The sequence below is a fragment of the Bacteroides propionicifaciens DSM 19291 = JCM 14649 genome, from assembly GCF_000375405.1.
In the GTDB taxonomy this organism is placed as follows: Bacteria; Bacteroidota; Bacteroidia; order Bacteroidales; family Bacteroidaceae; genus Bacteroides_E; species Bacteroides_E propionicifaciens.
The window spans coordinates 1-24,750 of sequence record NZ_AQWS01000005.1 but is presented as its reverse complement, the minus strand read 5'-3'; the positions used below and the strand labels follow the sequence as shown (position 1 = coordinate 24,750).

Annotated in this window: 21 protein-coding genes; 9 read left to right on the top strand and 12 right to left on the bottom strand. The window is 36.9% G+C overall.

Annotation, left to right across the window (positions count from 1 at the left end; genetic code table 11):
- Positions 1-79: 79 nt before the first annotated feature.
- The gene (locus tag B091_RS0102415) at positions 80-718 is read right to left on the bottom strand and encodes a cytidylate kinase-like family protein (protein ID WP_018108416.1); all 639 of its coding nucleotides are present in this window, start codon (positions 716-718) and stop codon (positions 80-82) included.
- Between the two features lie 127 nt (positions 719-845).
- Positions 846-2,228, bottom strand: coding sequence for an MATE family efflux transporter (locus B091_RS0102410; protein WP_018108415.1), 1,383 nt, complete (start codon positions 2,226-2,228; stop codon positions 846-848).
- 227 nt (positions 2,229-2,455) lie between these two features.
- On the opposite strand from B091_RS0102410, the gene lysS reads away from it, so the two are divergent.
- The 4 genes from lysS to B091_RS0102390 all read left to right on the top strand — a co-directional run bounded on the left by lysS (position 2,456) and on the right by B091_RS0102390 (position 7,424).
- Positions 2,456-4,186 (top strand): lysine--tRNA ligase, encoded by a 1,731-nt coding sequence (gene lysS, locus B091_RS0102405; protein WP_018108414.1) that lies wholly within the window; start codon positions 2,456-2,458, stop codon positions 4,184-4,186.
- Positions 4,187-4,256: 70 nt separating this feature from the next.
- Entirely contained in the window at positions 4,257-5,252 is a 996-nt protein-coding gene (locus B091_RS0102400) for an NAD(P)H-dependent glycerol-3-phosphate dehydrogenase (RefSeq protein WP_025069394.1), read from the top strand.
- Positions 5,253-5,266: 14 nt separating this feature from the next.
- A complete protein-coding gene (locus B091_RS0102395) occupies positions 5,267-6,604 on the top strand; it encodes a glucose-6-phosphate isomerase (protein WP_018108412.1) in 1,338 nt (445 codons plus the stop codon).
- 73 nt (positions 6,605-6,677) lie between these two features.
- Positions 6,678-7,424, top strand: coding sequence for an inorganic diphosphatase (locus tag B091_RS0102390; protein ID WP_018108411.1), 747 nt, complete (start codon positions 6,678-6,680; stop codon positions 7,422-7,424).
- A gap of 96 nt (positions 7,425-7,520) precedes the next feature.
- Here B091_RS0102390 and panD read toward each other — a convergent pair whose 3' ends face one another.
- Positions 7,521-7,868: an aspartate 1-decarboxylase gene (gene panD / locus B091_RS0102385; protein ID WP_018108410.1), complete on the bottom strand. Its 348-nt coding sequence runs from the start codon at positions 7,866-7,868 to the stop codon at positions 7,521-7,523.
- A gap of 7 nt (positions 7,869-7,875) precedes the next feature.
- Positions 7,876-8,724 carry a pantoate--beta-alanine ligase gene (gene panC, locus B091_RS0102380; RefSeq protein ID WP_018108409.1) on the bottom strand — a complete coding sequence of 283 codons (849 nt, stop codon included), beginning with the start codon at positions 8,722-8,724 and terminating at the stop codon, positions 7,876-7,878.
- Between the two features lie 218 nt (positions 8,725-8,942).
- Between panC and B091_RS0102375 the strand changes: the two genes are divergently transcribed.
- Both B091_RS0102375 and B091_RS0102370 read left to right on the top strand, forming a co-directional pair.
- Positions 8,943-9,773 (top strand): glycogen/starch synthase, encoded by an 831-nt coding sequence (locus tag B091_RS0102375; RefSeq protein WP_018108408.1) that lies wholly within the window; start codon positions 8,943-8,945, stop codon positions 9,771-9,773.
- A gap of 22 nt (positions 9,774-9,795) precedes the next feature.
- Positions 9,796-11,274, top strand: coding sequence for a DUF4270 domain-containing protein (locus B091_RS0102370; RefSeq protein ID WP_025069393.1), 1,479 nt, complete (start codon positions 9,796-9,798; stop codon positions 11,272-11,274).
- A gap of 107 nt (positions 11,275-11,381) precedes the next feature.
- Here the strand turns inward: B091_RS0102370 and B091_RS0102365 are convergent, their stop codons facing one another.
- The 6 genes from B091_RS0102365 to B091_RS0102340 all read right to left on the bottom strand — a co-directional run bounded on the left by B091_RS0102365 (position 11,382) and on the right by B091_RS0102340 (position 16,288).
- Positions 11,382-11,873, bottom strand: a complete 492-nt coding sequence (locus tag B091_RS0102365) for a ferritin (protein WP_018108406.1) — start codon at positions 11,871-11,873, stop codon at positions 11,382-11,384.
- A 71-nt stretch (positions 11,874-11,944) separates the two neighbouring features.
- Entirely contained in the window at positions 11,945-13,105 is a 1,161-nt protein-coding gene (lysA, locus tag B091_RS0102360) for a diaminopimelate decarboxylase (RefSeq protein WP_018108405.1), read from the bottom strand.
- Positions 13,106-13,186: 81 nt separating this feature from the next.
- On the bottom strand, positions 13,187-14,509 hold the full coding sequence (locus B091_RS0102355) for an aspartate kinase (RefSeq protein ID WP_025069392.1): 1,323 nt from the start codon (positions 14,507-14,509) through the stop codon (positions 13,187-13,189).
- Positions 14,510-14,564: 55 nt separating this feature from the next.
- Positions 14,565-15,254 (bottom strand): cell division ATP-binding protein FtsE, encoded by a 690-nt coding sequence (locus B091_RS0102350; RefSeq protein WP_018108403.1) that lies wholly within the window; start codon positions 15,252-15,254, stop codon positions 14,565-14,567.
- 321 nt (positions 15,255-15,575) lie between these two features.
- On the bottom strand, positions 15,576-16,061 hold the full coding sequence (locus tag B091_RS0102345; RefSeq protein ID WP_025069391.1) for a porin family protein: 486 nt from the start codon (positions 16,059-16,061) through the stop codon (positions 15,576-15,578).
- A complete protein-coding gene (locus B091_RS0102340) occupies positions 16,058-16,288 on the bottom strand; it encodes a hypothetical protein (protein WP_018108401.1) in 231 nt (76 codons plus the stop codon). Before B091_RS0102340 ends, B091_RS0102345 begins: the two co-directional genes overlap by 4 nt.
- Positions 16,289-16,405: 117 nt before the next feature.
- On the opposite strand from B091_RS0102340, the gene B091_RS0102335 reads away from it, so the two are divergent.
- Complete coding sequence (locus tag B091_RS0102335) at positions 16,406-17,887, top strand: glycoside hydrolase family 10-like protein (protein ID WP_018108400.1); 1,482 nt, start codon at positions 16,406-16,408, stop codon at positions 17,885-17,887.
- Here the strand turns inward: B091_RS0102335 and B091_RS0102330 are convergent.
- Positions 17,844-19,025: a hypothetical protein gene (locus tag B091_RS0102330; RefSeq protein WP_018108399.1), complete on the bottom strand. Its 1,182-nt coding sequence runs from the start codon at positions 19,023-19,025 to the stop codon at positions 17,844-17,846. The two genes, B091_RS0102335 and B091_RS0102330, sit on opposite strands and share 44 nt — an antisense overlap.
- Before the next feature lie 388 nt (positions 19,026-19,413).
- Between B091_RS0102330 and B091_RS0102325 the strand changes: the two genes are divergently transcribed.
- Positions 19,414-20,592: an ATP-binding protein gene (locus B091_RS0102325; RefSeq protein WP_018108398.1), complete on the top strand. Its 1,179-nt coding sequence runs from the start codon at positions 19,414-19,416 to the stop codon at positions 20,590-20,592.
- Positions 20,593-20,620: 28 nt separating this feature from the next.
- On the top strand, positions 20,621-24,178 hold the full coding sequence (gene nifJ / locus B091_RS0102320; protein ID WP_018108397.1) for a pyruvate:ferredoxin (flavodoxin) oxidoreductase: 3,558 nt from the start codon (positions 20,621-20,623) through the stop codon (positions 24,176-24,178).
- Between the two features lie 336 nt (positions 24,179-24,514).
- On the opposite strand, the gene B091_RS11645 is transcribed toward nifJ, so the two are convergent.
- A partial coding sequence (locus B091_RS11645; protein WP_040368768.1) for a transposase occupies positions 24,515-24,750 on the bottom strand: 236 nt, incomplete at its 5' end.

Below are 24,750 nucleotides of genomic sequence, written 5' to 3'. Positions count from 1 at the left end.
ATAAGTAGCCTCCAGATTATTTCAAATCTGGAGGCTACTTATTTATTATAGATAGGTCTGAAATTTCAAAACAGAGTTATTACTTTTCTATTTTAAGATCAAACTTCTTCTCAATGAAATCAATCAGGAAATCAACCGTACCGTCAAGACCGAATAAAGCTGAGTTTACACAGAGGTCATAAGTTTTGGCAGCCCCCCAAGTTTTATAACTATAATAGTTATAATATTGAGCTCTACCCTTGTCCGTTTTAATCATCATCTCCTCTGCCTCATCTTTAGTGACGTTATGTCTCTCAATCAAGCGATTAATTCTCACCTCATCGGGTGATGAGATAAACAGGCTTACGGAATTTGGATTATTCCTTAATATATAATCAGCACAACGCCCCACAAAGATACACGATTTCTGATCAGCCAAGCGACGAATCACATCGCTCTGAATTCTAAAAAGAGCATCGTTATTCAGAAAATTGAAAGGGATTGTTCCATCAGTAATATAAGGATAACGCATTGCAAAGAGTGAGCCAAACAGGGTTTGCGAAGCTCTTTCATCAGCTTTCTCAAAACACTCACTACCTAAGCCACTCTCTTTGGCTGCGATTTTCATCAACTCACGATCATAATAAGCGATGCCTAGTTTTTGAGCTAACTTTTGACCAATCTCACGACCACCACTACCTAGCTGGCGACCGATGTTTATAACAATCTTTTTTTCCATAGTAGTTTTGTTTTTGATGTACTAAATTGTATTCTTCATTTCTATTTAAAACCACCTACTCGTTTATTATACCCGACCTAGTCACAATACCTAAACCAGTAGATCGTTTTCACTAAACGACTAGCTATTATTTATTGGTGTCTATAAATTCGGAATCAGTAACACCTTTTTTCTTAAACTCTCTAAACTGGTACCATAAAAACAGACCAGCTACCACGCTTGCTATAACATCAGATGCTGGCATACTCGCCCAAACTCCATCAACGCCAAAAGCAAAAGGTAAGAAATACAAACAAGGCAATAAGAATAAGAGCTGTCTTGTTAAAGATAAGAAAATTGCCTTTTTAGCCAAACCAATACTTTGGAAAAAGTTAGAAGTAACCATTTGAAATCCTGCAAGTGGAAAAGCACACATAGCAATCGATAAACCACGAGATGCAATCTCGATCAAGCCTTCGTCGGAAGTAAAGATTGATGCAGTCATATCTGAAAGAAAGTAACCAAATATAAAGCCAAAACAAGCCACAAGCGTTGCCCACTTAATAGTTAGCTTTAATATCTTAGTAACCCTATCATATTGTTTAGCTCCGTAGTTATAACCGGCAATCGGTTGCATACCTTGGTTGAGCCCCATAATAATCATTACGAAAAAGAAGCTTACCCGATTGACAATTCCATAAGCAGCAATATAATAATCATCACCATAAGTTGCCAAGCTATGATTGATAAACAACACAATAAACGAAGCCGCGGCATTCATCAAGAAAGGCGACAAACCAATAGCTAAGATATCACGTACAATATATTTATTCAGGCGATAAGTACCTTTTTTAAAGTAGATCAAGTTTTGGTTATTCATAAAGAATTTGCATTGCCAAATCAAGGCCAAAACCTGAGCCAAAACAGTAGCAATCGCAGCTCCTCTAATCCCCCATTCAAAATAGAATATGAAAATAGGGTCAAGAATCGTATTTATAACCACCGTAAATATAGTGGCAAACATAGCACTTTTAGGATGTCCACTGGCACGCAAGACTGCATTTAATGCAAAATAGGAGTGGGTGATAACGTTACCAAGCAAAATAATCTCCATATACTCTTTAGCATAGCCCAAAGAGGCTTCACTAGCTCCAAAAAGATAGAGAATGGGTTCAAGAAATATGAAAGATACGACAGTAAATAGTAGTCCTATAATAATATTCAAGGTGATTACATTACCTAGAACTTTCTGAGCATTCTTATAGTCTTTTTGTCCCAACTTTACCGATATCAATGTTGCAGCACCGACACCAACCATAGCTCCAAAAGCAGAAGCCAAGTTCATAAAAGGGAAGGTTACCGAGAGCCCTGTCATAGCCATCGCCCCCACTCCATGACCGATAAAAATACTATCAATCATATTATACAAAGCAGCTGCAGTCATGGCTATGATTGCAGGGATGGCATACTTGCCCATCAGCTTGTTCATGTTCTCTGTACCGAGTTCTAATGTTGCTTTATTTCCATCCATATATTTAAATTCTTTTAAAAACGTGCTGCAAAGGTAACAGATAATAGAGAACCAATCAAAAAAGAGCGGCTTTATATAGAACTAAAATGAATTCATTAGACATATGTCAATCTCGCTAAAGTTTATTTTTTTGATTCCTTTTAGGTAACAGTATTCATAGATAAATCTTTAATCTAAAAAAACTTTAGTACTTTTGTGATTGTAAGAAGAGATTAATACGAAATAAAATGAATATTTTAGAACTAAGTGAACAGGAGATTATTAGACGCCAAAGTCTAGATGAGCTTCGCCAGATGGGGATTGACCCCTATCCAGCTGAGGAGTTTAACGTATCTACATACTCCATTGATATTAAGGAGAATTTTAAAGATGATGCAGAAGAATCTCAAAAAGTAAGTATTGCCGGAAGAATTATGAGCCGCCGTATTATGGGCAAGGCTTCGTTTATCGAACTTCAAGATTCTAAAGGTAGAATACAAGTTTATATCACACGCGACGATATCTGTCCTGACGAAAATAAGGAACTATACAACACAGCATTCAAGAAACTTTTGGATCTTGGTGACTTTGTAGGAATAGAAGGTTTTGTATTTCGTACTAAAATGGGCGAAATAAGCGTACATGCTCAAAGCCTTAAAGTTCTATCAAAATCGATTAAACCTCTTCCAATTGTCAAGCATAAAGACGGAGAAACTTACGACTCCTTTGACGATCCTGAATTGCGTTATAGAAGAAGATATGTTGACCTTGCAGTAAATGAAGGCATCAAAGAAACCTTCATTAAACGTACTAAAATATACAATTCGATGCGTAATTTCTTCAACGAAAGAGATTACATCGAAGTAGAAACTCCTGTTTTACAGTCGATCCCTGGAGGAGCTGCTGCTCGTCCATTTACTACCCACCACAACGCACTAGACATTCCTCTTTACCTAAGAATTGCAAATGAGCTTTACCTTAAAAGACTTATTGTTGGTGGTTTTGATGGTGTATATGAGTTCTCTAAAAACTTCCGTAACGAAGGTATGGACAGAACTCACAACCCTGAGTTTACTGTAATGGAGGTTTATGTAGCCTACAAAGACTACAATTGGATGATGTGCATGACAGAGCAAATGATCGAAAAGATTTGTTTAGATGTTAATGGCACAACCAAAGTTCAAGTGGGTAAAAATGAGCTCGACTTTAAAGCACCTTTTAAACGCGTAACAATGCTTGACTCAATTAAAGAGTTTACAGGATACGATTTAACAGGTAAATCAGAAGCTGAGATTAGAGAGATTTGCAAAAAACTTAATATGGAGATTGATGACACAATGGGCAAAGGAAAGCTTATTGATGAGATCTTTGGAGATTTTTGCGAAGGCAACTACATCCAACCTACTTTTATTACAGATTACCCAATCGAAATGTCTCCACTGACTAAAAAGCACAGAGACAACCCAGAGCTTACTGAGCGTTTCGAGCTAATGGCGAATGGTAAAGAGTTGTGTAATGCTTATTCTGAGCTTAACGATCCTATTGATCAGTTAGCTCGTTTTAACGACCAATTAGCACTTAGCAAAAAAGGTGACGACGAAGCTATGTTTATAGATCATGACTTTGTTCGTGCACTAGAATATGGTATGCCTCCTACTGCTGGTATGGGTATCGGTATGGATAGATTAGCTATGCTCTTAACAGGACAGGAAGCTATTCAAGAGGTACTTTTCTTCCCTCAAATGAGACCTGAGAAAAAGGTTCAAAAAGACCCTGCAGCAAGCTATATAGAGCTAGGAATCTCCGAGGAATGGGTACCTGTAATTCAAAAAGCAGGTTATAACTTTGTTTCAGATATGAAAGATGTTAATCCACAAAAATTACATCAAGACATTTGTGGTATAAATAAAAAACATAAACTAGAATTATCAAATCCTACGGTTGACGAAGTAACCCTATGGATTAACAAGATTAACTAATAACTCAATAAAACGTGAGGGCTGAATATATTTTTATAGATTCATTCTTCACGTTTTCATGTATATGAATATGGAAAAACTTGGTAGGATTGCAATAATTGGAGGCGGTAGTTGGGCAACAGCAATAGCCAAAATGGTGCTAACAAAGCAAGATCAGATAAACTGGTACCTGCACCGTCAAGATCGAGTTGACGAATTTATATCCAAGGGCCATAATCCTGCATACCTAACAAATGTTTCATTTGATGTTAACCGAATCAATTTTACGAATAATATCAATGAAGCTATTAATTCTGCAGACACTATTATTTTCGCTACCCCATCACCTTATTTAAAAGAAGAACTTAGCAAATTGACTATCAGTTTGAAAGACAAACTAATCGTTACTGCTATTAAGGGAATAATCCCAGGGAATAATTTAATTATTTCCGACTTCTTTATTCAAGTTTATGGTGTACCAGCAGAGAATATAGCTGTAATAGGAGGTCCTTGTCATGCTGAGGAAGTTGCTAAACACAAACTTTCTTACCTAACTATCTCTTGCACAGACCTAGCTAAGACAAAGTCATTCTCTGAACTTTTAAGTTCGGACTATGTAAAAGTAACGACTAGTAACGATGTAACAGGTGTTGAGTATGGTTCAGTACTTAAAAACGTATATGCTATAGCAGCTGGAATATACAATGGACTAAACTACGGAGATAATTTTCAGGCTGTTCTGCTATCCAATAGCATTCAAGAGATGGATAAGTTCTTAAGCTCAGTCCATCCATTGAACAGAAACATCTGCGAATCTGTTTATTTAGGAGATCTCCTTGTGACTGGATACTCAAAATATAGCCGAAACAGAACTTTTGGTTATTCTATCGGTCAAGGACATTCAGTTCAAGACATTCAAGACAAAATGGGAATGGTAGCTGAAGGGTATTATGGAACAAAGTGTATTTATGAAATAAATAAAATACACGCTATAGATATCCCTATCGCACAAGCTGTATATCAGGTTTTGTACGAACAAGCAGACCCTACTATAGTCATGAAGCAGCTAACAAATAAATTAAAATAAAGAGATAAATTAATATGATTAGTTTAAACATTAAGAAAACATTAGGATTCATTTCACAGGATACCATCAACTCTTACAAAGATGTTGTTAAGAAAGCACAAGAGGCTTTAGAAAATGGAACTGGCCAAGGAAGTGATTATTTGGGTTGGTTACATTTGCCAAGCTCAACAACTAAAGAGCACCTAGAAGATATCAAAGCTACAGCACAAACTTTCAAGGACAATTGTGACGTAGTAGTTGTTGCTGGTATTGGTGGCAGTTATCTGGGATCAAGAGCAGTAATTGAAGCATTATCAAATAGCTTCGACCTACGCCTAGAAAACAGAAAGAACCCTATCATTCTTTATGCTGGTAATAATATTTCTGAAGATTATCTTTTCGAACTTTTAGAGTTCCTAAAAGACAAGAGGTTTGGTATTATCAACATTTCTAAATCGGGAACAACTACTGAGACTGCTCTAGCATTCCGTTTACTTAAAAAACAATGCGAAGAGTTGAGAGGTAAAGCAATTGCAAAAAAAGTAATTGTTGCTATAACAGATGCATCTAAAGGTGCTGCACGTATCACAGCTGATAACGAAGGATATAAATCTTATATCATTCCCGATAATGTTGGTGGTCGTTTTTCTGTCCTAACTCCTGTTGGTTTACTACCTATTGCTATTGCGGGTTTTGACATTGAGCAACTCATTGCAGGCGCAACCCAGATGGAGCAAGCAACAGCCCTAACTGTACCGTTTGAAAACAACCCTGCAGCTATTTATGCAGCAACACGAAACGAACTTTACAAAACTGGCAAGAAGATAGAGATCCTTGTTAACTATAGCCCAAAACTACACTACGTTAGTGAGTGGTGGAAACAACTTTACGGTGAGTCTGAAGGTAAAGAGAACAAAGGTATTTTCCCTGCTGCTGTTGATTTTACAACTGATTTACACTCTATGGGACAATGGATCCAAGAGGGTGAAAGAACAATCTTTGAAACTGTGATTTCAGTTGAGAAAGTAAATCATGAATTGAGAGTTCCTGAAGACAAAGACAATCTTGACGGACTAAACTATTTGGCTGGAAAACGTGTCGACGAAGTCAACAAAATGGCAGAACTAGGTACTCAACTAGCACATGTTGACGGCAATGTTCCGAATATGCGCATTGTATTGCCAAGCCTAAACGAACGTCACCTGGGTCAACTCATCTATTTCTTTGAAATCGCTTGCGGTATCAGTGGATATATTTTAGATGTAAACCCATTTAACCAGCCTGGAGTAGAAGCTTACAAAAGCAATATGTTTGCTCTACTAAATAAACCTGGTTACGAAGAGGAGTCAAAGGCAATTCAATCAAAGCTTTAAAAACTCTATTTTAGAATACATAAGGCTAGCTAAATCAGCTAGCCTTTAATATATCTTTTAAGACCTAATAATTATGTACAAACAACAAATTCTTAGTTATCTCAAAAAAAACAAATCGTCTAAACTCAAACTCAAGGCTATACTCTTTGATATGGATGGAGTACTTTTCGACTCTATGCCAAATCATGTGAAAGCTTGGTCTGAGGTGCTTAAAAACCACAACCTAAGCATTAGCAAAGAGGAGGTTTACATGAACGAGGGAAGAACTGGGAAGGGAACCATCAACATGATTAGCCAACGAGAGTTTGGGCGTGATGCTACAGATCAGGAGGTAGAGGAGATATACAAACAAAAAAGTGAACTCTTTGGCTCTATGCCCAAGCCTGACCGAATGAAAGGTGCCTACGGCCTACTCCTTAAAGTAAAAAGTGAAGGGCTGACTCCAATGGTAGTAACGGGCTCTGGTCAAAAATCGCTCTTGGAAAAATTACAAAAGCATTTCCCAAACACTTTTGACGAAGAGCTAATGGTAACAGCATTTGATGTAAAACATGGCAAGCCACATCCTGAGCCCTATCTTATGGCACTCAAAAAGGGTAATCTAGCACCCAACGAAGCAATAGTTATAGAAAACGCACCTCTAGGTGTAGAATCGGCTGTAGGAGCAGGTATATTTACAATAGCTGTCAATACAGGCCCATTAGATACAAAGGTTTTAGCAGATGCTGGAGCTAATATAATATTTGAATCTATGCAAGAACTAGCTGACAATTGGGATATAATTCGAAACGACCTTATATATTGCAATACGCATAAATAAGCGCTTAGATATAACCGAAAACAAAATCCCCCTTATTTGGATAACCAATAAGGGGGATTTTATTATATATGAGTAGTACTTAGCCTAAATCACTAACTATAATCTATTATCAGGTCTTTTAGGAAAGATTACAGAGGGTTCAAAGTGTTTAGCTTCTTCAAAATCCATCATGGCATACGACATAATAATCACAACATCATCAACTTGTACCTTACGTGCAGCAGCTCCATTAAGACAGATATCTCCACTCCCACGCTTACCTTTGATTACATATGTTTCAAAGCGTTCACCGTTGTTGTTGTCAACTATATGCACTTTCTCACCTTCAATTATATTGGCAGCATCCATCAAATCTTCATCAATGGTAATGCTACCGATGTAGTTCAAATTAGCATCCGTTACACGAACACAATGAATCTTAGATTTTAGACGTTCTATATACATTATCAAATTATTTATTATAAGTTATATTGTCAATTAGACGAACAGAATCACCACAGTAAACTGTGATACAACCCACTACATTTGTAGAATCAGTCCAATTTTGGACAGGTTGTAGATTATTAGCATCAACCATTTCAAAATATTCAAGCTCTAACGCAGGCTTAGCTTTAATGCCCCCAACTACAAAGTCAAATGTTTCTTGAAGCGTATGAGATTTAGCAAACTCTACACTCGAAAACAAAACCTTTGAAATTGTCAAGGCCTCTTTGCGATCAACTGCACTCAGACGGGCATTACGACTACTCAATGCCAAACCATCAGTTTCTCGAACGATTGGACAGCCAACAATAGTTAATGAAGGAAAAAGCTCACTTGCCATTCTTTTTATAATGGCTAATTGTTGGAAATCCTTCTCTCCAAAATAGGCATTATCGGGTTGAACAATAGCAAACAGCTTACTAACAACCTGACAAACTCCATTAAAATGCCCTGGCCGATGTTTACCTTCCATAACCTGATCCAAAGGAGAGTAATCAAACTCACGCGTATCAGGCTCAGGATACATTTCTGAATCTGAAGGGGCAAACACAATGTCTACTCCATTTTCTTGAAGCAATTGGCAGTCTTTTTCGAGTGACCTAGGATAAGTCAACAGATCATTTATATTGTTGAACTGAGTAGGATTTACGAAGACACTGACTACAGTTATGTCGTTTTGCGTTACACTACTACTAACTAAGGATACATGGCCTCGGTGCAAAGATCCCATAGTAGGAACTAGCCCGACTGTCTTGTTATTATCCCTACAAGCCTGTAGCTCAGCCTGTAGATCCTTTATGGTATGAATCAGTTTCATAATTAAAAGAGCATTAACTATATATTTGGGTGCAAAATAACAGATTATTTATCGAAATAAAGAAACTTATACACAATTATTTGAAAGATTCGTTTCCAAAGACTCAAACTAAATAAAAGAACCTTACATTGGTAAGATTTACAATTATAGCAAGTTAGCATTTTCATTAGTTCCGTTTTTTTCGTATCTTTGTTTTATAATTGAGAACAATTGTAAAAATGACAAAGGCGAACAAAATTTTATTTATTACACAGGAGATCTCTCCTTTTGTACCCAAATCAGAAATGTCTGTTATGGGCAAGGGATTGCCTCAGGCAATTCAAGAAAAAGGAAGAGAAATTAGAATATTCATGCCCAAATGGGGAATAATCAATGAACGTAGAAATCAACTACATGAAGTGATTAGACTTTCAGGGATGAATCTTATTATCAACGATACTGATCACCCTTTAATTATAAAGGTAGCATCTGTTCAGCCAGCTAGAATGCAAGTTTACTTTATCGATAACGAAGAGTTTTTCAAAAAACGCAAGCTGACTAAAGACAAAGAGGGTAAAGAGTATACCGATAATGACGCTCGCGCTATTTTCTATGCAAGAGGTGTTCTCGAAACTGTAAAGAAATTACGCTGGTGCCCTGAAATAGTTCACTGCCACGGCTGGATGAGTGCTTTAGCACCATTATACATAAAAAAAGCATTTAGAGAAGAACCTTCTTTTAGAGATTCTAAGATTGTATTCTCTATCTATGAAGAAGAGTTTAAAGAGAGTTTCGATGCTGACTTCAAAGAGAAGCTAATGCTTCAAGGTATTGACAAAGAAGATTTAAAATCACTTGGTGAAGGTCCAGTTAATTATGTTTCATTAATGAAGTTTGCAATAGACCAATCTGACGGCATTGTTCAGAATAGTCCGAATGTGAATGCTGAAGTAATGGAATATGCACGCCAATCTGGCAAACTAGTACTCGAATATCAAGAAGATTTTGATGCTTTCTCAGAATCTTGTAATAGCTTCTACGACAAAGTTTGGGAGTCTGAAACAAAGTAAAAACATATCAGATAATACAATAATGAAAGTAAAGTATCTATGGGCTATTCTTATAGCCCTTTCTTTCTTTGGATGTGATGACAGCACAGGTTCATTAGGTCTGGGGATTCTTCCTGACAAAGATAAAATAGAAATAATATCTAAGAACTACGACACGTCTACTAAATCCATCCTATCTGGTCCTGTCTATGCAAGGACAGATATAGCATATCTAGGTAGATATAACGATAAAGATTTCGGCTCTTTTGAAGCTAGTTTCATGACTCAACTAAACTGTTTAGATAGTTTAGTCTTTCCTGAGGTTTACGATCGTGAAACGAAGAAAGGACTTCTAGTAAAAGATGAAACACATTCTACTGAAATCATACTTGCTTACACTACCTTCTTTGGAGACTCTATTGTTCCCAACCACGTAAATATATACAAGCTAGACGAGTTCATTGAAGAGAGTAGCGAGATACATTACACTAATATTGATCCCTATGCCTATTTTAATAAATCAAAAGGGGCTTTAGGCCAAGCAACATTCACTGCAGCTAACCTAAGTGTTTCTCAGGAAATAAAAAATAGTCCATATTACAAGCCAACCATAAAAATCTCCCTACCCAAAGAAGTAGGAGAAGATATACTCAAAAAGAATCGAGAACATAAAGAGTATTTCTACAATAACGATATATTCCAGAAGGAAGTATTTAAAGGGATATACGCAGAAGTAGACCAAGGCCGAGGAACAATATTATATCTTGATCATGTTGCGTTAAATGTTAGCTTTGAACGTTACGTATTAGATGAAAAGACTAATGAGATTCTCCAAACTTACGATAAGAAAGACTCTACAACTATTTCGATGATTAGCTTCGTAAATACCAAAGAGGTCTTCCAACTCAATCGATTCCAAAATGACCAAGCAGTATTAGATGCTAAAGTTGCTGAGAATAAGCATACTTACATTAAATCACCTGCAGGTATATTTACTGAAATAGCTTTACCAATAGATGAAATCAAGAACGACGACGAAATCAAGAATGATACAATCAATTCGGTAAAACTACAGTTTGATAGCTATGTCAATGAAGATAAAGGGGTATTTACCATGAAAAAACCTCAGAATCTACTAATGATTCGAAAAAGTGAGATTAAGAGCTTCTTTGAAGAAAATAAGGTTACTGACAATATTACATCATACATAGCCCAAATTAACAATAACGGACAATATATATTTCCTAATATCTCTAGGCTTATCAACACATTGAGTGATGAAAAAGCAGCAGCAGAAAGTAAAGAGTTAGCGGAAGATTGGAATCACATGGTTCTTATTCCTGTAATCCTCGATATAACCAAAGAACAAGACATGTATGGTCAGGAAGCACAAGTAATAATAAAAATCAGACATAGTTTAAGACCTGAATATGCCAAACTTAAAGGTGGCATGCTTGGTGATAAGATTAAGCTTGACATGATCTTTACTTCGTTTAATGATCCATCATTTGGACCTCATTAAAATCTAGCTAATACAGACAATAGATACAAAGAAGAGGCGATCAGTTTAAATACTGATCGCCTCTTCTTTATTATAATTCTACAAGAGTTGTAGAATGCAATGATTAGTTATGCATTAGCAGCTCTAACTAAATGTTTATCTAGGTAGAATAATCCGTGAGGACCTGCTTGTTTGATACGTGTTAATAGCTCTTCAGAAGTTGATTCTTCCTCAACTTGTTCACGCACGAAAGTGTATAAAAAGTCTTGACTAGCATAGTCTTTCTCTTCAATCGCAAGAGTCATAAGTTCGTTGATCGCCTCAGAAACATGGCATTCGTGTTTGTATACATTTTCGAAAACCTCTTCTACAGTACCCCAACCTTGAGGAACCACATCAAGCTTATCAACCAAAGCTACACCGTTACGAGTAATCAAGTATTCAGCAAATTGGTGAGCGTGCTCAGTTTCTTCGATAGATTGAGCTTTCAACCATGCAGCAAAACCTGAATAACCTTGGCTAGCCATATAAAATGACATTGATAAGTACAAGTTAGCAGACCAAAGTTCTTCTGTTATCTGCTCGTTAATTTTCTTTTCTAATTTCTGTGAAATTCTCATATCTCTATATTTTAAGTAAAAATCTATATTCTATATTGTCTATCAAGTAACAAGAATAGACACTGTTTTGTTTAGATAAATTCATCCGAAAAGTAAGAATTAGCTAAGGGACGACAGTTGTATTGAGAAGCCATCACCTCACCATAAGCCCCTGCCGATCGGATAGCAATCAAATCACCTCTAGAAACACGGTTCAAATCGACTGACTTTCCAAAAACGTCGGATGATTCACAAACAGGACCTACTACATCATACGATGATAGTGCTTCCTGAGAAGTAATATTTTCTATTTTATGAGCTGCCTGATATAATGCAGGACGAATTAAATCATTCATTCCTGCATCTAAAATGGCAAATTCCTTATTTACACCCTCCTTAACATAAAGAACTTTGCTAATCAGTGTCCCACATTGCCCAACAATGGAACGTCCCAACTCAAAATGAAGTGTTTGGTAGGGGCGCAAACGAAGATGTGTATCGTACACATCAAAATAAGCCTCAAAATCAGGGATACTTTGACGATTAGGGTGGTCATAATCAATCCCCAAACCACCACCTACATTAAGATTAGGAATACGAATGCCACGAGATTCAAGAGCATCCATGATTTCATTGATACGCATACACAATGCTCTAAAATCACTCATGTCAAGAATTTGTGATCCGATATGAAAGTGCAAACCAATAAATTCTATTGACTTAAGCTCCGTCAACACACCAAGAACCTTATCTAAATCTTGAAGTGCAATTCCAAACTTATTCTCAGCTTGCCCAGTTGCAATATTTGCATGAGTATTAGCCTTAACATTCGGGTTGATTCGTAGGCAAACACGCGCTACCTTACCCATAACTTGTGCTATTTCATCAATAACTCGAAGTTCTGCTATAGACTCTACATTAAAACAAAATATATTTAAGTCCAGACCGAGTTCTATTTCCCAATCGGCTTTACCAACTCCAGCAAAGACAATTTCTTGTGGAGAAAATCCTGCTAGGATTGCAGCACTAATCTCACCACCACTAACACAGTCGGCACCAAAACCATTATCTTTAATGATGGATAAGAGTTTAGGATTCACATTTGCTTTCATGGCATAATGTACTCGGAACTGTTCTTGCCCTTTAAGTTGCTGCTTAATAGCATCAAGAGTCTTTTGAAGTAAACCAGTATCGTAATAATAAAAAGGAGTACACAAGCTTGAGAATTGGTCTAATGGAAACTTTCCTTTCATAATGTACAAGTTTTAATAAAAAAGCGTTTTTAACATCCAACTAAGGAGAGGCTAAAAACGCTTCGTGCTGATTATTTGATTTTATTTAATCCCATTAAATAGCCCATCACTTAATTGTTGTAAAGCTCGAGCTTTGTCTGATTTGCGTATTAAAAAAGAGATATTGTAGTTACTACCTCCAAAGGATATCATACGAACAGGAATATTCTTCATAGAATCTAAGGCCTTAGCCTCAAATCCAACATTTTCCCAACGCAAGTCTCCAACCACACAAATGATACACATATCGTGATCTACAGTAACAGTTCCATATTTTTTGAGATCGTTCAAAATCTCATTTAGGTGTTTATTGTTATCAATAGTTACCGATACTCCTACCTCAGAGGTACAGATCATATCGATTGAAGTTTGGTAACTTTCAAAAATCTCAAATACCTTACGCAAAAATCCATGCGCAAGTAACATGCGACTAGACTTAATCTTAATTGCAGTAATATCTTCTTTAGCTGCTACAGCTTTGATTACACCCTCTTCAGATTCATTACTAACCAGTGTACCTGCAGCATTAGGATCCATAGTATTCAGAAGCCTTACTGGAATATTTGCATACTTAGCTGGCTGGATACATGTTGGATGCAATATTTTAGCACCGAAATAAGCCAACTCAGCAGCCTCTTCAAATTGCAGATGACGAACTGGTTTTGTTTTATCAACAATACGAGGGTCATTATTATGCATACCATCAATATCTGTCCAAATTTGAATTTCCTCAGCATTAACTGCGGCACCAATCAATGAAGCTGTGTAATCACTACCACCTCTTTGAAGGTTATCAATCTCACCATATGCATTGCGACAAATATAGCCTTGAGTAACAAACAAAGTAGCTTCATCATGAAGCTCTAGTTGGTTATGCAACTTATCTTTGATATATACAGGGTCAGGATCTGCATTCTTATCCGTACGCATAAATTCTAATGCAGGAAGTAATACAGACTTTACACCTTGTTCTTGTAGATAAAAATTCATCATAGCCGTAGAAATCAACTCTCCTTGTGCTAAAACCACTTTTTCCTCAAACAGCGTAAAGAGATCCTTTGTAAAAGAGCGAATGTAATCAAAATGCGATTTTATCAACTCCATCCCACGTTGCTTAAACTCTGGGGTAGAAAGTAACTCTTCAATATGTTTTCTATATTGAGCTTCTAATTGGTTAATAATCTCATTCGCACCTTCAGGATTTTTCTTATACAGATAATCCGAAATTTCCTCTAAGGTGTTGGTTGTACCAGACATAGCCGATAACACCACTATATTCTTATCACCATTAGTAATTAATTTGGCCACCTCTTTCATGCGAGAAGCACTACCTACAGAGGTCCCTCCAAACTTCATTATTTTCATTTCGCTACGCTATTAAAATGTTATATATTATTTATTTACAGTATATCGTAAGACTTTACTTCATATATACCTTTGAGGTAATATTTTGTAATGTCTGATTTTTTATCTGATAAACGGTTCCTTCATAATCATACACAGACTGCAAATTATGAGTTGCCATTATAACCAAAGTACCACCAGATGCTAAGTCAGACAATAGCTTAAAAATCGTTTTTCCTGTTAAAAAGTCAAGATTGCCAGTTGGCTCATCAACCAATATTATCGACGGATTGTTTAGCAACGCGCGAGCCAAAGCTACACGCTGCTGCTGGCCTCCAGAAAGCTCATCGGGAAACGACTCTAAACTATCCGTCTGATTTACCTGAGCTAAAACATTATTGATCTGACTATCAATCAAAAGTTTATCTTTCAAACCAGTACATTCTAATACCAATCTTAAATTGCTATAAACCGTCTGGTCAGAAAACAGTTTAAAATCTTGGTGAACAATGCCTAGCTTGCGCCTTAAAGATAGCCGATCTTTTGATTTAATCTCACATAGATTAAAATCAAGGATACGAGCTTCACCTTTGGATATAGGTATTTCGCTAAACATCGTTTGCAATAAAGTCGACTTACCCGAACCTACCTCACCTACTAAGTATACCAATTCACCTTTATTTAGGGCCAAATTGACATCTTGAAGCACCAAAGTATCATCTTGAAAGATATCAACTCCTTTATATTCAATAATAGGCTTGTTCATAGACTTTTAATTGATTGATTTTCTGCTCTACATAGTAGTATAAACAGGAATTCTAACCGTAACTACAAAGATATAATTTTATTCTAATTTTTAGGCAGAGTTTTTTAGAAATCCCACCTACCAAATTCAGCTACACTAACTCCCTAAAAAAGATATAACAGTATTTCACATAAGACTTTAAAGAACTTTCAGCTAAACCCTCTAAACTTAGAATTTATACAATGGGTTTTAAGAAATAACTATACAGCTATTTAAATATTAAGGGAGAAGCTATATAAATAACTTCTCCCTTATATTAAATTTCAATGATATGGATTCGATTTAGAAATAGAATGAGAATCCTAATTTTAAACCAAATGCTGTATAATCACTGTTTCTAAAGCTTAAATCCCAATAAATAGAGGGTTCAATTGTTACAGTTCTACTTAAGAAATAAGCATAACCACCTTCCATTATTAATGCAAAATCGTTTGACTTATCTTGTCCTTTATATTGTAAACTGCTTAATTTTAATCCAGCACCAGCAAAAATACCGATCTTATCAAAATAGTAACGACCTTTAGCCGCTAGTTTATACTTATCAACGGGACTTGACCAATCACCACCTAATTCGGCTAAGATGGCAATATTGTCTTTTATAAAATAACCTCCTCCTGCATCTAATCCAAAATGTCCTTTAGTTTGTTTGCTATACGACAAATCTAAACCTGTTAAACCAGCATTAACAAACCATTTACCTTGCTCAAATTGAGCATTAGCACTCATTGTAGCCACAAACAACAGGGCTATTAATAATAATTTTCTCATATTTTATCGTTTTGATTAGTACCTTCTTTTCGCTTTTGTGCTAATTGCTCTTTTTTTCTTAAAACCAACCAAAGAACATAAATGATCAGGTATGAAAAACCTATCGTAAGGTAATGTTCCATGGTGTTTTCACGATCAAAGAAAAACAAAAAATAGATAGCAACTACTGTAGTATATATAAACAGAGCACCAGCAATGATGTTCGCTTTTCTAAGCTTTTTTTTCACTTTGTTTTATTATTACATTTTACGTAAAGATACAAAGCCCACGTTATATTCTATAATATTCACAACTAAAAGTGATATTTCTATCTATCTTTGTAATCATTACGAAATACCCCAAGCATGAAGAAATACATATTTATACTCATCATATTACTGCTAAGCTCATCCCTAAAGAGCAACACACACCCCAAACGAGAGGTTAGAGCTGCATGGATTACAACGGCATACAGACTAGATTGGCCACAAACACTTTCAATTTCGCCAGAAACGCGTAAAAAGCAACAAAAAGAGCTAATTCAACTTTTAGATATACTTAAAGCTGCCAACTTCAATACAGTAATATTTCAGGTTAGAGGTAGAGGAGATGCTAATTATCGATCAAAGTGGGAGCCTTCGAGTATGTCGTTAACAGGTAAAACAAATATAGATCCCGGCTATGATGCTCTCCAATTTGCTATAGAGGAATCGCATAAGCGTGGAATGGAGTGCCATGCATGGTTGGTAGCTATACCGAGTGGAAGTATTAAAACACACCAACAACTAGGAAAGGCCTCACCAATACACAAAGAGCCTAAAACTTTCATTAAATTTAAAGGAGGGTGGTACATTAACCCTGCCAGCCCTACGGCAAAAGACTATTTAGGTAGACTTGTCGAAGACATCACATCAAATTACGATGTTGACGGGATACATTTTGATTATTTAAGATACCCTGATGGAGCTCAAAAAAGCTTTCCCGACCAAAAGGAATTTAAAAAACTAGGTAACGGCAGAACTTTGGATCAATGGAGAAGAGATAATATTACTGAAATCTTAAGTCACTCCTACCACTTAGTGAAGAGCATCAAGCCGTGGGTAAAAGTGAGCAGTAGCCCTATTGGCAAACACAGTGATACCAATCGTTATTCAGCTCGAGGCTGGAATGCTTACGAAACGGTCTACCAAGATGTATTCAAGTGGTTGGAGTTAGGAATACAAGATCAAGTTTATCCTATGATGTATTTTCGAGGAAACAATTATTATCCTTTTGCACTCGACTGGGCTCAGCAAAGCAATGGACGACAAATCATATCTGGCCTAGGAATCTACTTTCTTGACCCCCGAGAAGGAAACTGGACTTCGGAAGAGATTCAAAGACAACTTTATTTCGTACGTCAGAATAACCTTGCCGGCCACGCGTTTTTTAGAGCAGAGTTCTTAGTTAACGATACACAAGGGGTATATACATCTCTAAAAAATATTTATTATAAATACCCAGCATTGATACCCCCAATGCCCTGGCTCGACCAAACGACTCCTCAAATGCCACAGAACCTAACACTCAAAATAACCGATGACTCTGCATTACTTAACTGGGAAATTAATAGCCAAGAGGACGAAGAGGTTAGTTTTGTTGTTTATAAGTCAGATAGTTTTCCTGTAGACACCAGTAAACCCGAAAATATTTTGGATATCTATGTCAAAGGAGTTCAGTATATTTATACTCCAGCCAACCCTATGCTTAAATACAGCTATTTTGCAGTCTCCACAATCGACAGGTTTGGTAACGAAAGTCAGGCTATTCAACTATCACCCACGCTTGACATTGCGACTCTGAAGTAACTGCTGAAAGCGAAAGATAACCCGATATAATTTTACCCTTTTCTAAAACAAGAGGGTATTTATTTTGCCTTTCAATGTGCATAGCCAAAGTCTCGCCTTGGGTCTTACTAAAGTCCACAGCAAAACGTCCTTGTTTACCCTCACGCACAAAGCGTTCATAGAAAAACCGTGCTACAACACCCATATTCATTCGCAGATTAACCTCAACACACGGATGAAGTTTAAAAGATTCATCCGTTGCCTTACAGACCATCATATCTACGCCTAAAACTCCACGATAACCTTGTCCGTAATGAGCAAGCAAGACTTTCATGAGTTGCTGACGAACTGAGAATAAAAATCCATCTTCAAAATATTCACGTTCAATGCGTAAACGAAACTCATCATCACTCAGCAAGTGATTGCCCAAGTAAACACCGTTATCGGTTGTTTTAAAATAGGAGTACCCTATAAAGCTGATTTGAGTCGAATCAACAAGTTCAAATTCCATGGCGAAGTCTTCAACACGCTCATAGATAGGCTCTGCGATGACGGATTTCTGTTGCTTAATTGTGTTATCAAACCAACTAAGGGAAGCTTTATCCAACCCATAGCGACACCATTTCAATCCTCGCCCACTCCCTGAGAATGGCGCTTTAAGCAAAAACCGATCTAAATCTATAGCTAAGCTTAATAGATCGTCTAGACTTATTAAGACTTGGGACTGCCCACAAAACGATGAATTGTGAGGTAAAGCATTTAGCAAGGATTTCATCCAAACCCTGCTGCTAAGATTTCTTATCATGTCAATCTGATCGACAGATTTTATCTTAGCCTCAGGAAAGCCTAAACGCTCAAATTTTCGTCTTACAGCTAAGTTCCACCCCCAAGGATAAAGCTGAAGGTCAAGCTTATCCGAGATAATCTCCGATTCAAGCAATAAGTGAACGTCTAAATCAAATATACTCTTTAGATAATCAAGATAAATTTTATCTACACTTTGGTCCACTAAGACGACTGAACCTCTTTGAGCATACCAAATAGGGAGCAAAGCCAAGTCTTTAGCCAACCACCGAATGGCTTGTGGTGACATAAAATTTGGATCATTATTGGCAAGAGCCAAATCAGTATCGGGATTGAAGTAATAGAGTCTTTGCATAATTAAGATTACAAAGGTATAGACTTTACAACAAACTCAATCCTGTGGGAATGATAATTTAATAAATAGAAGCTTTTTGAATATACTAGGCAATGAAAAACCAAAGGGTGGTTTAACCCCTGCGAGTAGGTCAGAGCAAACAAACCAAAGGATCGTTCAACTAAGCCATAATGCTGATTATAAATAAACTCAGCACCTACATACTCATCTGATTTCGAACAATTAATTAAAGAAGGACGCCCAGCAGTTCCAGTAACTCTTCTGATATGTTTACAAACCTATTTTTAAGCCCAAAACAATCTGAGTTAAATCTTATAATTTTGCTAACCCCACTTTGCAATATATAAAAATTAAAGTATATTTGCTTGTACGTAAATACACACATGGCATGGAATCATTCTATCGCACACACACCTATCTAATAGAGCACAACAATGCGCCCATCCGCAGAGACCTTATGGATGAGATCAATTGGCAAGATCGCCTAATTGGTATTAAAGGGACTCGAGGAGTGGGTAAAACTTCTTTTTTATTACAATATGCCAACGAGAAGTTTGGCTCTGATAGGTCATGTCTGTATATCAATATGAATAACTTCTATTTTTCAACCCATGGACTCCAAGAATTCGTTCAAGAATTCATCGCCCAAGGTGGAAAAGTATTACTCATTGACCAAGTCTTCAAATACGAAGACTGGAGCAAGGAGTTGAAGTTTTGTTACGACAATTTCCCCGAACTTAAAATTGTATTTACGGGCTCCTCAGTAATGCGCCTTAAAGCTGAAAATCCTGAGCTGAATAATATCGTTAAGAGCTATAATTTAAGGGGATTTTCTTTTAGAGAATTCCTCAACTACCAAACAGGAATGAGTTTTCAGGCATTAAGCTTAAAAGACATCCTGACTTCCCATGTAGAAATAAGCAAAACAATACTATCCAAAGTACAACCACTAAGATATTTACAAGACTATATTCATCACGGTTTTTATCCTTTTTTTCTTGAGAAACGAAACTTCTCTGAAAACTTATTAAAGACCATGAATATGATGATAGAGGTCGACATTTTACTTATCAAACAGATAGAACTCAAATATTTATCAAAAATCAAACAGCTGTTATATGCTTTAGCTGTTGACGGGCCAAAAGCACCAAATGTGAGTCAACTGGCCAAAACTATTGATACATCTCGGGCTACTGTTATGAATTATATTAAGTACCTTGCCGACGCTAGATTGGTCAATTTGATCTATCCCTTAGGAGAGACATTTCCTAAAAAACCATCAAAAGTTATGATGCACAATACGAGTCTTATGTATTCTATTTATCCTATAAAGGTGGATGAACAAGATATTATTGAGACATTTTTTGTAAATTGTGTTTGGAAAGATCATCTTGTTAATCAATCTACAAGACAGAAATCATACTTGATAGATGAAAAATCTACATTTAAGATATGTGCTGAAAAGCAAACGACCAAAATCAACTCAGAGATTACGTATGCAATACATAATTTAGAGTTGGGTCATGAAAACCAGATTCCGTTGTGGCTATTTGGTTTTTTGTATTAACTCAATTTTTTACTTAATTATATTAGTTATGACTAAACAGAAGAAATTCATTACTTGTGATGGGAATCAAGCTGCTGCGCATATTTCATATATGTTCACTGAGGTAGCTTCGATTTACCCCATTACTCCTTCTTCAACTATGGCTGAATATGTAGATGAATGGGCGGCTGCAGGTCGCAAAAACATCTTCGGAGAGACAGTTCTAGTACAAGAAATGCAATCAGAAGGTGGAGCTGCAGGTGCACTTCACGGTTCATTACAAGCAGGTGCTTTATCAACAACTTATACTGCATCTCAGGGATTATTATTGATGATTCCTAACATGTATAAGATTTCTGGTGAGCTGCTACCTTGCGTGTTCCATGTATCGGCACGTGCATTAGCAACACAAGCCCTATCTATCTTTGGTGACCACCAAGACGTTATGGCTGCTCGTCAAACAGGCTTTGCAATGCTAGTTCAGGGTTCTGTACAAGAAGTTATGGATATGGCTGCGATATCTCACTTGGCTACTCTTACTTCTAGAGTTCCATTTATGAATATCTTTGACGGTTTCCGTACTTCTCACGAGATCCAAAAAATAGAATCTCTTGAAAACGAAGATCTTGCTGATCTTATCGATCAAGATGCTCTAAAAGAGTTCCGTGAAAGAGCTCTTAACCCACACGCTCCAGTAGCTCGTGGTATGGCTGAAAACCCAGACGTTTACTTCCAACACAGAGAAGCAGCTAATAGTTTCTACGATGCAGTTCCTGCTATTGTAGAAGATTACATGGACAAACTAACGGCTATTACTGGTCGTAAATATGGCTTGTTCAACTACTATGGTGCTGAAGATGCTGATCGCGTAATTATTGCGATGGGTTCTGTTACAGAAGCTATCCGTGAAACTATTGACCATCTAAACGCTCAAGGCGAAAAAGTAGGTCTAGTTGCAGTACACTTATACCGTCCTTTCTCAGCTAAACACTTCCTTTCTGCAGTTCCAAAAACAGTGAAGAGAATCGCTGTTCTTGATAGAACTAAAGAACCAGGTGCTACAGGCGAACCATTATATCTTGACGTTAAAGACTGTTTCTACGGCAAAGATAATGCTCCTGTTATCGTTGGTGGACGCTACGGTCTTTCATCTAAAGACACTACTCCAGCACAAATCCTTGCTGTATATGATAACTTGGCATTGCCAATGCCTAAAAATCAATTTACTATTGGTATAGTTGATGACGTTACATTTACATCTCTTCCACAAGAAGAAGAAATCGCATTGGGTGGTGACAGTATCTACGAAGCTAAATTTTATGGTTTAGGTGCTGATGGTACTGTAGGTGCTAATAAGAACTCAGTGAAAATCATTGGTGACAACACCAATAAACACTGTCAAGCTTATTTCTCTTATGACTCTAAAAAATCAGGTGGTTTCACTTGTTCTCACCTTCGTTTTGGTAACGAACCAATCCGTTCAACTTATTTAGTAAATACACCAAACTTTGTGGCTTGTCACGTACAGGCTTATCTAAGAATGTATGATGTTACTAAAGGTTTAAAACAAAACGGAACATTCCTATTGAATACAATTTGGAGTGGAGAAGAACTAGTAAAACACTTACCAAATAAGATTAAACGCTTATTCGCTAAGCGTAATATTACTGTTTACTATATCAATGCAACTAAAATTGCTCAAGAAATTGGTCTAGGTAACCGTACAAATACAATCTTGCAATCAGCATTCTTCCGTATTACTAATGTTATCCCTGTTGATTTAGCTGTAGAGCAGATGAAGAAATTCATCGTGAAATCTTACGGATTAAAAGGTGAAGACATTGTAAACAAAAACTATGCTGCTGTTGATCGTGGAGGTGAATACGAAGTACTTCCTGTAGATCCTTCATGGGCTAATCTTCCTGATGAAGCTGCTGAAACAAATAACGATCCTGCATTTATCAACGAAGTTGTTCGTCCGATTAACGCACAAGATGGTGACTTATTACCAGTTTCTACTTTCAAAGGTATTGAAGATGGTACATGGCAACAAGGTACTGCTGCTTACGAAAAACGTGGTGTAGCTGCATTTGTTCCAGAATGGAATCCAGAAAACTGTATCCAATGTAACAAGTGTGCTTATGTTTGTCCTCACGCTTCAATCCGTCCATTCCTATTGGATGAAGAAGAGCAAAAAGGTGCAGAATTCCCATCCCTTAAAGCAGTTGGTAAACAATTTGCAGGCATGACATTCCGTATCCAAGTAGATGCGTTAGACTGCTTAGGCTGTAGCAACTGTGCTGATGTTTGTCCAGGTAATCCTCGTAAGGGTGGTAAAGCTCTTGTGATGAAACCATTAGAATCTCAACTAAACCAAGTTCCAAACTGGGATTACTGTGTTGATAATGTTAAAACTAAACAACACCTAGTTGATGTTAGCTCTAATGTTAAAAACTCTCAGTTCGCAACTCCATTATTTGAGTTCTCTGGTGCTTGTTCTGGTTGTGGAGAAACTCCATATGTAAAACTATTGACTCAACTGTTTGGTGATCGCCAAATGGTAGCTAATGCTACAGGTTGTTCTTCAATTTACTCTGGTTCTGTTCCTTCTACACCATATACAACAAATGATCAAGGAAGAGGTCCAGCATGGGCTAACTCACTATTTGAAGATTTCTGTGAATTTGGTTTCGGTATGGAACTTGCAAACTCTAAAATGCGCGAACGCCTTCAAGATTTGATGGTTAAAGCTGCAGATTGCAACGACTGTTCTGACGAACTCAAAGGTCTATTCAATGAGTGGATTGAAAACAAAGAGGTAGCAGATAAAACTAAAGAACTATACGAACAAATCGTTCCTAAAGCTGAAGCTTGTGGATGTCTGATTTGCAAAGATATTCTTGCTCTAAAACAATATATCATCAAACGTTCACACTGGATTATTGGTGGTGACGGTGCATCGTATGATATTGGTTTTGGTGGACTTGACCACGTTATTGCAAGTGGTAAAGATATCAACATCATGGTACTTGATACAGAGGTTTACTCTAACACTGGTGGTCAGTCTTCAAAAGCAACACCACTAGGCGCTATTGCTAAATTTGCTGCATCTGGTAAGAGAGTTCGTAAGAAAGACCTTGGTATGATGGCTACAACTTACGGTTATGTATACGTTGCTCAAATTGCAATTGGTGCAAACCAAGCTCAAACACTTAGAGCTATTCGTGAGGCTGAAGCTTATCCAGGACCATCACTTATCATTGCTTATTCTCCTTGTATTAGCCACGGCCTAAAAGCTGGTATGGGTAAAACTCAAGAAGAACAAGACAGAGCTGTTGAGTGTGGATACTGGCACCTATGGAGATACAATCCACAGTTAGAAGCTGAAGGTAAGAATCCATTTATCCTTGATTCAAAAGAACCACAATGGGATAAATTCCATGATTTCCTAATGGGAGAAGTACGTTACTTATCTGTTAAAAAGCAATATCCTAACGAAGCAGAAGAATTATTTGCTGCTGCTCAAGATAATGCTAAATGGAGATACAATAACTATGCTCGCTTAGCCAACCAATCATGGGGAACTGAAGAAGCTGCTGCTGAGTAATTAAAGAATATTACTCAAAACATATAAGATAAGCGGGTGTGTCATAATTGGCACACCCGCTTCGTTTTTCAAGCTGTCTGGTTCAGCAAATATACTAGGTCTGAACTCATCTAGACGATTGAAGTAAGCTCATAAAGCGCAAGCAAAAAGGTCATAAGAATGTAAATTCTTATGACCTTTCTTGATAGGTAAACTAAGTACTAATATTAGTATTTAATTTCTTTCAAATCAATTTTATAGTTTTCGCCACGAATGGTCGAAATAGTGATTTCTGTAATATTATGTGACACTGTCTCAGGAAGTGTGTAAGTAAATTAAGCTTGGGTTGGGTTATTGTTATAGCCTGACCCTTTCTTTGTAAATAATTAGGAACTGATTTAAAATTATGCCCCAGTCCCTGATAGGCATTGACCACTTCTTTGTGGCCTCTCTAACGGCTAAATATACTGATTTCATCACAGAATCATCGGTTGGGAACGATAATTTGTTCTTGGTGTACTTTCTAATCTTGCCATTAAGATTTTCGATTAAGTTAGTTGTATAGATGACTTTTCTGATTTCTACAGGATACT